This window comes from Microbacterium mcarthurae (assembly GCF_046064585.1).
Classification (GTDB): domain Bacteria; phylum Actinomycetota; class Actinomycetes; order Actinomycetales; family Microbacteriaceae; genus Microbacterium; species Microbacterium mcarthurae.
Genome location: NZ_JAROCE010000002.1, coordinates 379,078 through 392,632, shown reverse-complemented (window position 1 = coordinate 392,632; position 13,555 = coordinate 379,078). Strand labels below are relative to the sequence as shown.

Annotated in this window: 13 protein-coding genes; 7 read left to right on the top strand and 6 right to left on the bottom strand. The window is 71.2% G+C overall.

Annotated elements, in window-relative coordinates:
* Window positions 1-92: 92 nt before the first annotated feature.
* From P5G46_RS08450 to P5G46_RS08440, 3 genes are read left to right on the top strand one after another with little or no spacing between them, the layout of a single operon-like run.
* The gene (locus P5G46_RS08450) at window positions 93-1,649 is read left to right on the top strand and encodes a carboxyl transferase domain-containing protein (protein WP_239274995.1); all 1,557 of its coding nucleotides are present in this window, start codon (window positions 93-95) and stop codon (window positions 1,647-1,649) included.
* The gene (locus P5G46_RS08445) at window positions 1,649-3,631 is read left to right on the top strand and encodes an ATP-binding protein (protein WP_239275172.1); all 1,983 of its coding nucleotides are present in this window, start codon (window positions 1,649-1,651) and stop codon (window positions 3,629-3,631) included. The genes P5G46_RS08450 and P5G46_RS08445 overlap by 1 nt, the downstream gene beginning before the upstream one ends.
* Window positions 3,628-4,215: a TetR/AcrR family transcriptional regulator gene (locus P5G46_RS08440; RefSeq protein WP_374204582.1), complete on the top strand. Its 588-nt coding sequence runs from the start codon at window positions 3,628-3,630 to the stop codon at window positions 4,213-4,215. Before P5G46_RS08445 ends, P5G46_RS08440 begins: the two co-directional genes overlap by 4 nt.
* Here P5G46_RS08440 and P5G46_RS08435 read toward each other — a convergent pair whose 3' ends face one another.
* Window positions 4,216-4,620 (bottom strand): NUDIX hydrolase, encoded by a 405-nt coding sequence (locus P5G46_RS08435; protein WP_239275170.1) that lies wholly within the window; start codon window positions 4,618-4,620, stop codon window positions 4,216-4,218.
* A 222-nt stretch (window positions 4,621-4,842) separates the two neighbouring features.
* Here P5G46_RS08435 and P5G46_RS08430 point away from each other — a divergent pair, with 222 nt between their 5' ends.
* Entirely contained in the window at window positions 4,843-6,078 is a 1,236-nt protein-coding gene (locus P5G46_RS08430) for an alpha-hydroxy acid oxidase (RefSeq protein ID WP_239277220.1), read from the top strand.
* A 75-nt stretch (window positions 6,079-6,153) separates the two neighbouring features.
* Here the strand turns inward: P5G46_RS08430 and P5G46_RS08425 are convergent, their stop codons facing one another.
* A complete protein-coding gene (locus P5G46_RS08425; protein WP_239277219.1) occupies window positions 6,154-6,639 on the bottom strand; it encodes a MarR family winged helix-turn-helix transcriptional regulator in 486 nt (161 codons plus the stop codon).
* Window positions 6,640-6,721: 82 nt separating this feature from the next.
* On the opposite strand from P5G46_RS08425, the gene P5G46_RS08420 reads away from it, so the two are divergent.
* From P5G46_RS08420 to P5G46_RS08410, 3 genes are all read left to right on the top strand, one after another.
* Complete coding sequence (locus P5G46_RS08420; RefSeq protein WP_239277218.1) at window positions 6,722-8,848, top strand: MMPL family transporter; 2,127 nt, start codon at window positions 6,722-6,724, stop codon at window positions 8,846-8,848.
* A gap of 197 nt (window positions 8,849-9,045) precedes the next feature.
* Window positions 9,046-9,681, top strand: a complete 636-nt coding sequence (locus P5G46_RS08415) for an acyl-CoA synthetase (protein ID WP_239277217.1) — start codon at window positions 9,046-9,048, stop codon at window positions 9,679-9,681.
* Complete coding sequence (locus P5G46_RS08410) at window positions 9,678-10,022, top strand: amino acid transporter (RefSeq protein ID WP_239277216.1); 345 nt, start codon at window positions 9,678-9,680, stop codon at window positions 10,020-10,022. The genes P5G46_RS08415 and P5G46_RS08410 overlap by 4 nt, the downstream gene beginning before the upstream one ends.
* 14 nt (window positions 10,023-10,036) lie before the next feature.
* Here the strand turns inward: P5G46_RS08410 and P5G46_RS08405 are convergent, their stop codons facing one another.
* The 4 genes from P5G46_RS08405 to P5G46_RS08390 all read right to left on the bottom strand — a co-directional run bounded on the left by P5G46_RS08405 (window position 10,037) and on the right by P5G46_RS08390 (window position 13,541).
* A complete protein-coding gene (locus tag P5G46_RS08405) occupies window positions 10,037-11,077 on the bottom strand; it encodes a zinc-binding dehydrogenase (protein WP_239277215.1) in 1,041 nt (346 codons plus the stop codon).
* Between the two features lie 111 nt (window positions 11,078-11,188).
* Window positions 11,189-12,568 carry an adenylosuccinate lyase gene (gene purB, locus P5G46_RS08400; RefSeq protein WP_408905460.1) on the bottom strand — a complete coding sequence of 460 codons (1,380 nt, stop codon included), beginning with the start codon at window positions 12,566-12,568 and terminating at the stop codon, window positions 11,189-11,191.
* A gap of 27 nt (window positions 12,569-12,595) precedes the next feature.
* Complete coding sequence (locus tag P5G46_RS08395; protein WP_239277213.1) at window positions 12,596-13,102, bottom strand: low molecular weight protein-tyrosine-phosphatase; 507 nt, start codon at window positions 13,100-13,102, stop codon at window positions 12,596-12,598.
* Window positions 13,103-13,136: 34 nt separating this feature from the next.
* A complete protein-coding gene (locus tag P5G46_RS08390) occupies window positions 13,137-13,541 on the bottom strand; it encodes a phage holin family protein (RefSeq protein WP_239277212.1) in 405 nt (134 codons plus the stop codon).
* Between the last annotated feature and the right edge of the window lie 14 nt (window positions 13,542-13,555).

Genomic DNA, 13,555 nt, shown 5'->3' with positions numbered 1-13,555 from the left:
CCGGCGCCGGAACCGCACGGGGCCTCGACAGCTCGGTTATCGATCAGTAACCTGCATTGGGTTACCGTTCGATAACCCGATGGGGAGTTGTCATGGCACACGCGTATCGCGCTCTCGTCGACGACCTGCGCGAGCGGCGGGCGAGGGTGGCGGCGGGCGGGCCGGAGAAGGCGCGCGAACGCCACGTGGCCCGGGGCAAGATGCTCGCTCGCGATCGCATCGACGCGCTGCTCGACCGGGGGAGCCCGTTCCTCGAGGTCGGGCCGCTCGCGGCGTACGGGATGTACGGCGGTGACTGCGCGGCCGCGGGCGTCGTCGCGGGCATCGGCCTCGTCCACGATCGTCACGTGATGGTCGTCGCCAACGACGCCACCGTCAAGGGCGGCACCTACTACCCGATGACCGTGAAGAAGCACCTCCGGGCGCAGGAGATCGCGGCCGAGAACCGTCTGCCCTGCATCTCCCTCGTCGACTCGGGCGGCGCGTTCCTGCCGATGCAGGACGAGGTCTTCCCGGACCGCGAGCACTTCGGCCGCATCTTCTACAACCAGGCACGGATGTCGCGCGACGGCATCCCGCAGATCGCCGCCGTGCTCGGTTCGTCGACCGCGGGCGGCGCGTATGTCCCGGCGATGAGCGATGAGACGGTGATCGTCCGGAACCAGGGCACGATCTTCCTCGGCGGACCCCCGCTGGTGAAGGCCGCGATCGGAGAGGTCGTGAGTGCCGAAGACCTCGGCGGGGGCGCCGTTCACACGCGTGTCTCGGGGGTCACCGACCACCTCGCCGAGAACGATGCGCACGCGCTCGAGATCGTCCGCAACATCGTCGCGACCCTGGCCCCGACGCCCCCGCTCCGCGCAGAGCCGCAGCCCGCCGTCGCGCCGGAACTCCCGACGACCGAGCTCGAGGACGTCGTCCCGGTAGAGCTGACCACCCCCTATGACGCCCGTGAGATCCTCGTCCGCATCGTCGACGCCGGCAGCATCCACGAGTTCAAGCGCGAGTACGGCGAAACGCTCGTGACCGCATTCGCGCGCATCGAGGGACACCGCGTCGGCATCGTCGCGAACAACGGCGTGCTCTTCGCGGAGTCCGCGCTCAAGGGCGCCCACTTCATCGAGTTGTGCGACCAGCGCGGCATCCCCCTGGTGTTCCTGCAGAACATCACCGGGTTCATGGTGGGGCGCGAGTACGAGGCGGGCGGCATCGCGAAGCACGGGGCGAAGATGGTCAACGCCGTCGCGTGCGCCTCGGTGCCCAAGCTCACGGTCGTCGTGGGCGGGTCGTTCGGCGCCGGAACCTACTCGATGTGCGGGAGGGCGTACTCCCCGCGATTCCTGTGGTTGTGGCCGGGCGCCCGGGTCTCGGTCATGGGCGGACCGCAAGCGGCATCCGTGCTCTCCACGGTTCGGCGCGACCAGATCGAGGCCGCCGGCGGCGAGTGGTCGGCGGAGGACCAGGCCGCCTTCGAGGCGCCGATCCGTGCGCAGTACGAGGAGCAGGGGAGTCCGTACTACTCCACCGCGCGGCTGTGGGACGACGGCATCATCGAGCCGGCCCAGACCCGCGACGTGCTCGCCCTCGCGTTGGACGTCGTCTCCCGCACCCCCCTCGACGCGCCGGGTTACGGCGTCTTCCGGATGTGATCGCCGTGTTCGACACCGTCCTCATCGCCAACCGGGGCGAGATCGCGTGCCGTGTCATCCGCACGCTCCGCCGTCTCGGCATCCGCTCGGTCGCGGTGTACAGCGACGCCGACGCCGACGCGCGGCACGTGCACCTCGCGGATGTCGCGGTGCGTCTCGGCCCCGCCCCCGCCGCGCAGAGCTATCTCGACACGGATGCCGTTCTGCGTGCGGCCCGCGCGACGGGAGCCGAGGCCATCCACCCGGGGTACGGATTCCTCGCGGAGAACGCCGGGTTCGCTCGCGCGTGCGAGGACGCCGGCATCGTGTTCATCGGCCCGACCGCGGATGCCATCGCGGTCATGGGCGACAAGATCACCGCCAAGCACGCCGTCGAACGTCGAGCGGTGCCCACGGTTCCGGGCGTGGCTCGCGCGGGCATGAGGGACGACGAACTGATCGCCGCCGCCGACGGCGTCGGCTATCCGCTCCTGATCAAGCCGTCGGCCGGAGGCGGCGGCAAAGGCATGCATGTCGTCGAACGGGCTGCCGACCTCGGTGCGGCGGTCGCCGCCGCACGTCGCGAGGCCGCCGCGAGCTTCGGCGACGACACGCTGTTCCTCGAGCGGTACCTCCCTCGGCCGCGGCACATCGAGGTGCAGGTGCTCGCCGACGCCCACGGCTCCGTCGTGCACCTGGGCGAGCGGGAGTGCTCGCTGCAGCGCCGTCACCAGAAGGTCATCGAAGAGGCACCGTCGCCGCTGCTCGATGAGGCGACCCGGGCGCGGATCGGCGAGGCCGCGTGTGAGACGGCGCGCAGCGTGGGGTATCGCGGCGCCGGAACGGTAGAGTTCATCGTCTCGGCGGACGCCCCCGACGCCTTCTTCTTCATGGAGATGAACACGCGGCTGCAGGTCGAGCATCCCGTCACCGAGCAGATCACAGGGCTCGATCTGGTCGAGCAACAGCTGAGGATCGCCGCGGGCGAGCCCCTGGGCCTGACGCAGGATGCCGTGACCCTGACCGGTCACGCGTTCGAGGCGCGCGTGTACGCCGAGGACCCGGCATCCGGTTTCCTCCCCACGGGAGGGCGGGTGACGCGCGTCCGGCACCCCGGCGGGGAGGGGGTCCGCGTCGACACGGCGATCGAGGACGGTCTCGACGTCTCGGTCGACTACGACCCGATGCTCGCGAAAATCATCGCGTGGGGGCCCGACCGCGACTCCGCGCGGAAGCGGCTCGTCGCGGCGCTCGGCGACACGGCGGTGTTCGGCTTCCCGACGAACGTGGAGTTCTTGCGGACGCTGCTGGAGGTGCCGGACGTGGTGGCCGGCACGATGGACACCGGTCTCATCGCGCGCGAGGCCGCGGCTCTCGCGCCCGCGGCCGTCGACGAGCGGACGTTCCTCGAGGCGGCGCTGCTGCTCGACGGCGCTCACCCGGGCGCGCGCGGACCGTGGCAGCGAGGTGACGGCTGGCGGCTGGGCCCGGCCGCGCCGCGCCGGTTCCGCCTGCGCGTGGCGGGGGAGGAACGCGTCGTCGAGCTCGGCGGTTCGCCGCGGCATCCGGTGGTCCGCGACGGGCAGCGGCCCGCCCGCGTGCGTGGGGGCGCCGACGGCCGCGCGTCGATCGACATCGGCGGGGACGTGCGATCGGTCGTCGCGGACGTCGATGCGGACGGGGTCTGGCTCGCGCACGAGGGGACCACGCGGCGCGTCGAGATCGCGCGTGCCCGGCACGCGGCGGACGTCGCCGTCGACGCCGACCCGCGGGTGCTGTCGCCGATGCCCGGGAGCGTCGTGCTGGTGAGCGTCGCCGACGGCGATCGCGTCGCGATCGGCGATGCCGTCATGGTGGTCGAGGCCATGAAGATGGAGCACGTGGTCCGCTCGACCGTCGCGGGTCGCGTGGCGCTGCACGCGCGCGTCGGCGATGTGGTCTCGCGCGGCCAGACGCTCGCCGTGGTCGGTGCCGATGGGGACGACCCGTCGAATCTACGATGAGTGTCGTGACGGCGACGTGGCGCGCGACGCAGAAGGCGAACCGCCGGGCGTCGCTGATGACGGCGGCCGCGCGGCTCTTCGCCGAACGCGGTTTCGCGGCGGTGTCCACCGTCGACCTCGGTGAGGCCGTGGGCATGAGCGGTCCGGCGCTCTACAAGCACTTCCCGAGCAAGGACGCACTGCTGGCCGAGCTGCTGACCGACGCGAGCGAGCGGCTGCTCGAGGGCTGCCGCGAGATCCTCGCGGAGCGCATCTCGCCCGACGAGGCGCTCGCCCGGCTCGTGCGGTTCCATCTCGATTTCGCCACGGCGGATCCCGACATCATCCGGTTGCAGGACCGCGAGCTCGCGCACCTCGCGACCGATGTGAACCACGAGGTCCGACGCCTGCAACGCGCGTACGTGCAGGAGTGGGATGCCGTGCTCGAGCGGCGGCGTCCGGAACTCGACGCCGACGAGCGGCAGACGCGACTGCTCGCGACGTTCGGGTTGCTCAACTCCACGCCGCACAGCGCGGTCGCTGCGAACGCGCCGGACATCCTCGCGGGCATGGCGCTGCGCGCGCTGGCCGGCGCGGACGCCTGATCAGGCGGGAAGAAAGTACTCGCGCGCGAGCGGGGCGACCTCGATATCGGATGCCGTCGCCGCGGTGACCCAGCGGAGTTCCGCGATCTCGGCATCCGGGGTCGGTCGTTGGTCGCCGATGTCGACGCGGAACACGTCGGCGACCACGGCGAAGCCGGGCTCGTTCGCGGCCGTGGCGGTGAAGGAGCCGAGCGGCTCGAGCGTGCCGGGTTCGACCCGCAGCCCGACCTCTTCGGCGAGCTCCCGCGCGAGGGTCTCCGCGGGCGTCTCGCCGGGCTCGGGCTTGCCGCCGGGTTGCATGAACGCGGTGGTGCCGGCCTTGCGGACGAGCAGCAGGCGCCCTTCGGTGTCGGTGATCACCGCGGCCGAGACGCGAATGAGGCGCGGGGCGTCGGCATCCAACATCACCCTCCGCACGCTAGCACCGCCCCCGCCCCCGTCCCGTCCCGTCCCGCCCCGCCCTCGTCCCGTCCCGCCCCCGCCTCGACCGGGGTTGAGTGTCCAAGACGCGCGGACGCCGCGCCGAGCGTTCCGCGTGTTCTGGACACTCAACGCTTTCGGGCCCGCCGGAGCCCGAGGGATGCCAGGGGCGTAGGCTGTGGTCAGACCACACGAGAGCGAGACTTCATGGTTCAGCGTCATCTGCCCAAGGTCGGCGAGCTCATGGAGCTCATGCAGTTCAAGAAGCCCGAGCTCGACGCGCGCAAACGCCGCCTCGACGCCGCGCTCACGATCAGCGACCTGCGCACCATCGCCCGACGTCGTACGCCGAAGGCGGCGTTCGACTACACGGACGGTGCCGCCGAGGGGGAGATCTCGCTGGACCGCGCCCGGCGCGCGTTCGAGGACGTCGAGTTCCACCCCGACATCCTTCGTCCCGCCGCCGGGGTCGACACCTCGTGCCAGATCCTGGGTGGACCGTCCGCCCTGCCGTTCGGGATCGCGCCCACGGGCTTCACGCGCCTCATGCAGACCGAGGGGGAGAGCGCGGGCGCGTCCGCGGCGGCGGCGGCCGGCATCCCGTTCACGCTGTCGACTCTCGGCACGACGTCGATCGAGGGGGTGAAGGCGGCCAATCCGGTGGGGCGCAACTGGTTCCAGCTGTACGTCATGCGCCAGCGCGAAACTTCGTTCGGCCTCGTCGAACGCGCCGCCGCCGCGGGATTCGACACCCTCATGTTCACCGTGGACACGCCGATCGCGGGCGCGCGCCTGCGCGACAAGCGGAACGGCTTCTCGATCCCGCCGCAGCTGACCGTCGGCACGATCGTCAACGCGATCCCGCGTCCGTGGTGGTGGTTCGACTTCTTGACCACGCCGAAGCTCGAGTTCGCCTCCCTCAGCACGACAGGGGGCACCGTGGGGGAGCTCCTCAACGCCGCGATGGACCCGACGATCAGCTACGACGATCTCGATCTCATCCGGGGCATGTGGCCGGGGAAGCTCGTCGTCAAGGGCGTGCAGAACGTCACCGACGCCGCACGTCTGGTCGACCTCGGGGTGGATGGCATCGTGCTCTCCAACCACGGGGGGCGTCAGCTCGATCGCGCGCCCATCCCCTTCCGCTTGCTGCCGCAGGTCGTGCGGGAGGTCGGGAAGGACGCCACGATCATGATCGACACCGGGATCATGAACGGGGCCGACATCGTGGCATCCGTCGCCCTGGGGGCGAAGTTCACGCTGATCGGCCGCGCTTACCTGTACGGGCTGATGGCGGGCGGCCGGGCGGGCGTAGACCGCACGATCGCGATCCTGCGGAGCGAGATCGAACGCACCATGGCGCTGCTCGGCGTCTCGAGCCTCGACGAGCTCGAGCCCCGCCACGTCACGCAGCTCACCCGTCTGGTGCCCGTCACCTCCTGACGCGCATCGCGGGCGCGTACCGCGGGCGCTCGTCGCGGAAGCCCGGCGCACGGCGCTCGATGCGCGGAGTCGGCCTCAGGCCTCCGCCGGAGCGGGCCGCGGGGCGTACGACGCGACGACGCGTTCGAGGTAGCGGGCGATCACGTCCTGTTCCTCGTCGGTGAAGTCGTCGAGGACGGCATCCACGCCCGCGATCATCGGGGCGAGGTGACCCATGGCGCGCTGGACCGAGGACTCCGTCGGGACGACGAGCAGGCTGCGCCGATCCGTGGGGTGGGGAGCCCGCGTCACGTGCCCCAGCGCGACGAGGCGATCGATCGCCGCCGTCGTGGCGGCGGTGGTGAGGTCGAGGCGACGCGACAGCTCCCCGGGGGAGAGCGGTCCCGACATCACCAGGTGGCCCATGGCATCGAGCCCCGTGGGATTGACCGAGAGGTCGCGCTGCAGCGCCTTCTCGAACTCGGCGCCGGCGGTGAACAGGGCGCGCACCAGCGCCGTCGCGGGTCGCACGGGAGGGACACCGGCAACGGAGGGAGGAGTGGAAGATTCCGGCGCTTCCATGACTGGCATCCTATGTCCGTTTTGGGCTACCTTTCTCGTATCTCGATTTTCGAGATACTTCAGAATCTAGCGAAAGACGGCGATGAACGGCTTCCTGCGCTTCCTCACTTCGGCCCGCACCTCGTGGATCGTCCTCGTCGTGGCCTTCGCGGGCGTGGCCGCCCTGTTCACGCTCGGGTCGGGCGCCGAGTCCGAGACGGCGCCGGACTCGGGACTGCCCGATTCGGCCGAGTCCGTGCAGGTCGAGAAGATCCTCGAGAGCTTCCCGGATGCCGACACGACCTCCGCCCTGCTCGTCTTCGCGTCGGACGACGGCGAGGCGCTCCCGCCGGACACGGTGGGCGCCATCCAGCAGAAGGCGTTCGGCGACCTCGTCGACCTCACCCCCGACGGGTTCATCCCGCCGCCCCAGGTGTCGGAGGACGGCACGGTCGCGCTGCTGGTCGTCCCCCTCGCCCCGGAAGAGGACGTCGAGGCCCAGAGCGAGCGCGCCGACGAGATCCGCACGCTGGCCGCCGACGGTCTCACCGGGGTCGACACCTACCTCACCGGCCCCGAGGGCTTCGAGGTCGACATCGCCGCCGTGTTCGACGGAGCCGACTTCACCCTGCTGCTGACGACCGTGATCGTCGTGGCGGTGCTCCTGCTCATCACCTACCGCAGCCCCTGGCTGTGGCTGGTTCCGCTCGTGGTCATCGGCGTGGCCGACGCGTCGGCCGGCATCGTGGCGCGCCGCATCGCCGCCCTCGCGGGCGTCCAGCTGGATGCCTCGGTCACCGGCATCCTGTCCGTGCTCGTCTTCGGTGCGGGCACGAACTACGCGCTGCTGCTCATCGCGAGATACCGCGACGAACTGCGCCTCGCCGAGGATCGCCGCGAAGCCATGCGTCGCGCCGTGCGGGGGTCGGGGCCGGCGATCATCGCGAGCGGCTCGACCGTCGCCCTGGCGCTGGCCACCCTTCTGCTGGGTGAGCTGTCGGGCAACCGTGCGCTCGGTCTCGCGTGCGCCATCGGCATCGTCGTCGCCATGGCGTTCGCGCTCCTGGTCCTTCCTGCGGCGCTCGTCCTGTTCGGTCGCGGTCTGTTCTGGCCCTACATTCCGCGGTTCGGTTCTCCGGATGCCATCGCGCGCAGCCCGTGGGGCCGACTCGGTCGCGCCGTGTCGCGCCGACCGATCATCGTGGCCATCAGCGGGGCGGTCGTGCTCGGCGCGCTCGCGAGCGGCCTGTTCTTCGTGCAGACGGGCCTGTCGCAGAACGACCGGTTCCTGCAGAAGCCGGATGCCGTGCGCGGGCAGGAGGTGCTCGCCGAGGCGTTCTCCGCGGGCGCCACCTCGCCCGCGACCGTGATGGCGCCCGTCGCCGACGCCGCCGCCGTCGTCGAGGCGGCCACCGCGATCGACGGGGTGGACTCGGCCCGCCTCGTGGAGGAGACGACCGACTGGGCACGCATCGACGTCACGCTCAACGCCTCCGCCGAGACGCCGGAAGCGTTCGCCGCGATCGAGCGGATGCGGGCCGACTTCGACGGCATCGGGTCGGGAGAGGCGCTCGTGGGCGGACTCGACGCGCGCGCCCTCGACGTCGCCGGGGCGCAGGAGCGGGACCAGGCGCTCATCATCCCGCTCATCCTCGTCCTGGTGCTGATCGTGCTCGTGATCCTGCTGCGGGCCCTCCTCGCACCCGTGCTGCTGCTGCTCGCCGTGGTCGCGAGCTTCTTCTCGGCGGTCGGCGCCGCGTGGTGGCTGTTCCAGACGCCGTTGTTCGCGTTCCCCGCGATCGATACGAACGTGCTGCTGTTCAGCTTCCTGTTCCTCGTCGCCCTGGGCGTGGACTACAGCATCTTCCTCGTGACCCGCGCGCAGGAGGAGGCGCGCACGCTCGGCACGACCCGCGGGATGATCCGGGCTCTCGCCGCGACCGGCGCCGTCATCACCAGCGCCGGCATCCTGCTCGCGGCGGTCTTCGCGGTCCTCGGGGTGCTGCCGCTAATCACGCTGACGCAGATCGGCATCATCGTGTGCATCGGTGTGCTCATCGACACCCTCCTCGTGCGCACCGTGATCGTCCCCGCCATGGCGTTCATCGCGGGCGACCGGTTCTGGTGGCCCCGCCGCCCGGCGGTGACCGACGCCGAGGCGGCCGCGCAGCCTGAGCCCGAGATCCCGCAGACCCGCGCCCGGCGTCGCACGCGCGAGCCGGTCGCTTGAGACCTCCGGGTCGGGGGACGCTCCCAGATACCCCCCGGCCCGGAGCCGTTCCCGGCGGACGTGAACGGCCGTCCGCTCGCCGGGGCCCGCCCGGACGCGTGGGCCCGGGCGATGTCTCGACGTCGGTGCACTCGGAGGCCGTCCAGCCGCCGGGGAATAGACTTGATGCCATCGACTCCGCCTCACCGGGACCCTCCGTGACCACTCCTGCTTCTGTGCGCTCCCTCGACGTGCGCCACGTCCAGCTGGCGCGCGCGCTCTTCGCTGCGCTCGCCGCCGTCATGGTCACGTTCTCGCCGGATCACTCCGCCGCCGTCGGGGGCAGCGTGTTCAGCGGTTTCGCTCTGTCGACGGCCCTCGTCTTCGTCGTCGCGGCGTGGCTGGTCTTTCCCCGTGGGCAGCGCGTGACGCCGGTACTTCTGGCGGTCGTGACGGGGGTGGCCGGTCTCGCCGCGAGCGTCGGCGCGTGGCGCACCACGACATTCTTCTTCGTTCTCGTCATCGTGTGGGCGGCCGTGTCGGGCGTGATCGAGATCGTCGGGGCCGTGCGTGACCGTCGTGCGGGCCGGTCGGCGTCCGTCGCTCGCGACGGTGTGACCGTCGGCATCCTCACGCTCGCTCTCGTGATCGGGTTGCTCGCCACCAGCCCGGCCTTCTCGTACGACTACACCATCGAGGGCGCCGGCACCTTCACCCTCACGGGAATCACCATCGCCGTCGGCATCTTCGGCGGCTACGCGGCGATCATCGCCGTCTACCTGGCGATCGCCGGGTTCTCGCCGCGCCGCCCGGAGCCGGTTCCGGCCGTACCCGCCGAGGAGGCCGCATCATGACCGACAAGCCCACCCGCCGTGACCTCATGAAGCCGGTGCAACTGCTCGGCCTCGCCTTCATCGCCGCGGTGTTCGCCGGTGTCGTCACCCTCACCACGATGGGCGCCTTCCAGGCCCGCCCGGCCGAAGAGATCCAGCGCGCTCTCGTGGTCGGAGCGATCGCCGCGGGCGTGACGTTCATCGTCGTCCTCGTCAGCGTCGCGCTGCTGCTGCTCGCGGTCGACCCGTCGCAGGTCGCGAAGCAGGTCGATCGCCCCCTGCTCGTCCCGTCCGACGACGAGAATGCGGATGCCGACGGCGACACGCGTCCCGCCGACGACACCGAGGCTCCGCGCGCCTGACGTCGCCGCGCCGCTCAGACCCGTCGCGGGTCGATCATCGTCATGCCCGCCGGCGCGGCGGTGTCCATCGCCGGCAGCATCGTCGCGGCCTCCCCGAGACCGACGACGCGCTCGATGAGGTCCTGCGGCCGGAGCGTCCCCGCTGCGATGAGGTCGAGCATCTCGGGGTAGTCGGCCGCGGCCATGCCGTGGCTGCCGAGGAGGTCGAGCTCCCACGCGATCACGCGCGCCATCGGCATCGGCGTCTGCCCGTCCGCGGTGGGGAGCAGCCCGATCTGCACGTGCCGGCCGCGGCGACGCAGGCTGAGCACGGCGTCGCGCGCGGTCTGCGCGCTGCCGACGGCGTCGATCGACACGTGACTGCCGCCTCCGGTCATATCGGCGACGGCCGACGGGACGTCTCGACCATCGGCGAGCAACGTGTGCTCCGCGCCCAGACGCTGCGCCACCTCGAGCGCCGCGGGCGTCCGGTCGACGGCGATCACGCGAGCGCCCAGGGCGACCGCGATCATGACGACGCTCAACCCCACGCCCCCGGCCCCCACCACGGTGACCCACTCGCCGGCACGCACGCGTGCGCGGCCGGTGAGGGCGCGATAGGCGGTGGCGAAGCGGCATCCGAGGGCCGCCGCCGCCTCGAACGAGACGCCGTCGGGGATGGCGACGAGGTTGGTGTCGGCCGCGCGCACCACGACGCGTTCGGCGAACGAGCCCCACTGCGTGAAGCCCGGCTGCTCCTGGCGCGGGCACACCTGCGCGTTCCCGCTGCGGCACCATTCGCACGCACCGCAGCCCATCACGAACGGGACGGTGACGCGATCGCCGACGCTCCACCCGCCCACGCCCGCCCCGACCTCGGCGATGACACCGGCGAGCTCGTGCCCGGGGACGTGGGGGAGGGCGACGTCGTCATGTCCGACCCACGCGTGCCAGTCGCTCTTGCACAGCCCCGTCGCGTGCACCTCGACGACGACACCACCCGCCGGAGCCGTCGGCTCCGGCACCTCGCGCACCTCGAGAGGATGGGCCAGGGCGTCCATGATCATCGCGCGCACGGCATCCATTCTCCCGGGACACCCACCGCGGTTCGTCGCGATAAACGCGATTCCCGCCCAGAAACGCGGTGCCCCCGTGTTTCTGGTGGCGAATCGCGTTTATGGCCGGGGTTATAGCGCGTCGACGACGCGAGAGGCGAGGCCGGCGTACGTCGCGGGGGTGAGGGCGAGCAGGCGTTCCTTCGCAGCGTTGCCGATGTCGAGGCCGCGGACGAATTCCGCGAGCTCGGGACCGCCGACACGACGGCCGCGCGTGAGGTCCTTCAGCAGCGCATACGGGTCGGTGATCTGCGAGCGCCCCGCGGCGATCTCGGCGCGCACCACAGTCTGGATGGCCTCGGCGAGCACTTCCCAGTTGGCGTCGAGGTCGGCTCGCAGCACGTCTTCGGCGAGCGAGATCTCGGTGAGGCCACGCTGCAGGTTGTCGAGCGCGAGCAGCGAGTGGCCGAAGGCGACGCCGATGTTGCGCTGCGTCGTGGAATCGGTGAGGTCGCGCTGCAGGCGGCTGGTGACGAGGGTGGATGCCAGGGTCGCGAACAATCCGCCCGAGATCTCCAGGTTCGCTTCGGCGTTCTCGAAGCGGATCGGGTTGATCTTGTGCGGCATCGTCGACGAGCCCGTGGCCCCGGCGACCGGGATCTGGGTGAAGTACCCGAGCGAGATGTAGGTCCAGACGTCGGTCGCGAGGTTGTGCAGGATGCCCCCCGCGTGCCGCGCCCGGTCGTACAGCTCGACCTGCCAATCGTGCGACTCGATCTGCGTCGTCACGGGGTTGAAGCCCAGCCCCAGCGACTCGATGAACGAGCGCGTGAGCGCGGGCCAGTCCACGTCGGGCTCGGCGGAGACGTGCGCCGACCACGTGCCGGTGGCGCCGGAGAACTTCGCGAGGTACTCGCCGGCATCCAGCTGACGGATGACGCGCTCCAGGCGCCACGCGAAGACGCCGATCTCCTTGCCCATCGTGGTGGGCGTTGCGGGCTGGCCGTGCGTGCGCGAGAGCATCGCGGCATCCCGGTGCTGCAGGGCGAGTTCGGCGAGGGCCGCCGTGACGGCGCGGAGCTTCGGCAGCCACACGCGCTGCACCGCGCGCTGCACGGTGAGGGCGTAGGCGGTGGAGTTGATGTCTTCGCTCGTGCAGGCGAAGTGCGTGAGCTCGGCCAGGGCGGTGAGGCCGAGGCTGTCGAGCCGGTCGCGCACGAGGTACTCGATCGCCTTGACGTCGTGGCGGGTGACCGCCTCTTTCTCTTTGAGCCAGGCGATCTCGTCGGCACCGAAGTCCTCGTACAGCGCCCGCAGCCGCGCGCGGTCGGCGTCGCCGACCGGCGAGGTGCCGAACAACGATCGGTCGGTGAGGGCCAGCAGCCACTCGACCTCCACCTCGACGCGGGCGCGGTTCAGGCCCGCCTCCGACAGGTAGTCGCCGAGCTCCGAGACGGTGGCGAAGTAGCGTCCGTCGAGCGGGCTGAGGGGCTGCGGGGGCAGAGCGGACACGGATCTCCCGGGGGTCGCGCGAAGATGTCAGCCCGCGGAACGAATGGCGGGCTCGAGCTGCCGGAACAGGGCTCGGCTGGCGCGTTCGATCATACCGAGCACCTCGTCGAACATCGGGGGACCGGCGTAGTACGGGTCGGGGACGTCGAGGGTCTCGGCATCCGGGAGGAACGACAGCAGCAGCGCGATCTTGTCGGCGTCGTCGTCGTGCCGGGCCCATCCGCGCAGCACGCGCTCGTGGCTGCGGTCGAGGGCGACGACGAGATCGTTGTGCGCGAAGTCTGCGAACGTGAACTGCCGCGCGCGATGCGCGGCGCCGTCGTACCCCAGACGCTCGAGCGCCGCGAGGGTGCGGTGATCGGCGCGCTCGCCGACGTGCCAGTCGCCGGTGCCGGCCGACGTCGAGACGACGCGTGAGCCGAGCCCCGCGTGATCGGCCATACGACGGAACACGACGTCGGCCATCGGCGACCGGCAGATGTTGCCGCTGCAGACGAAGACGACGCGGAAGGGCGCGTCGGCACTCGCGGTCATCCCTCCATCATGGCGGGGACGACCGTTTCGCGCATCAGCGACGTGAGCGCTCGTCGCGGCGAGGGCGGAGCAGGCCGCCGAGGACGGCGTTGATGATGCCGATCAGCAGCGCCGCGACGACCGTGAGCCAGAACTCGCCCGTGCGCAGGCCCCAATCCCAGTTCGCCGTGATGACCCCCGTCAGCCACAGCAGGAAGCCGTTGATCACGAGCGAGATGAGGCCGAGGGTCAGGATGTAGAGCGGGATGGCAACGATCTTCACGACCGTGCCGACGATGGTGTTGACGAGGGCGAAGATGAGCCCCACCAGCAGCAGCGTGAGCGCCACCTGCAGTCCTTCGCCGGGGGCGAAGGGGATGAGCGTCACCTGCAGGGCCGGGAGCAGCGTGACGATCCAGATGGCGAAGGCGTTGACGGCCACGCGGACGACGAAGCGCATGCCCCCATCGTGGC

Excerpts from the sequence above, each read along its gene's own strand:
- P5G46_RS08450 (WP_239274995.1), top strand. The coding sequence starts at position 93 with ATGGCACACGCGTATCGCGCTCTCGTCGACGACCTGCGCGAGCGGCGG.
- P5G46_RS08440 (WP_374204582.1), top strand. The coding sequence starts at position 3,628 with ATGAGTGTCGTGACGGCGACGTGGCGCGCGACGCAGAAGGCGAACCGC.
- P5G46_RS08435 (WP_239275170.1), bottom strand. The coding sequence starts at position 4,620 with ATGTTGGATGCCGACGCCCCGCGCCTCATTCGCGTCTCGGCCGCGGTG.
- P5G46_RS08430 (WP_239277220.1), top strand. The coding sequence starts at position 4,843 with ATGGTTCAGCGTCATCTGCCCAAGGTCGGCGAGCTCATGGAGCTCATG.
- P5G46_RS08425 (WP_239277219.1), bottom strand. The coding sequence starts at position 6,639 with ATGGAAGCGCCGGAATCTTCCACTCCTCCCTCCGTTGCCGGTGTCCCT.
- P5G46_RS08420 (WP_239277218.1), top strand. The coding sequence starts at position 6,722 with ATGAACGGCTTCCTGCGCTTCCTCACTTCGGCCCGCACCTCGTGGATC.
- P5G46_RS08410 (WP_239277216.1), top strand. The coding sequence starts at position 9,678 with ATGACCGACAAGCCCACCCGCCGTGACCTCATGAAGCCGGTGCAACTG.
- P5G46_RS08395 (WP_239277213.1), bottom strand. The coding sequence starts at position 13,102 with ATGACCGCGAGTGCCGACGCGCCCTTCCGCGTCGTCTTCGTCTGCAGC.
- P5G46_RS08390 (WP_239277212.1), bottom strand. The coding sequence starts at position 13,541 with ATGCGCTTCGTCGTCCGCGTGGCCGTCAACGCCTTCGCCATCTGGATC.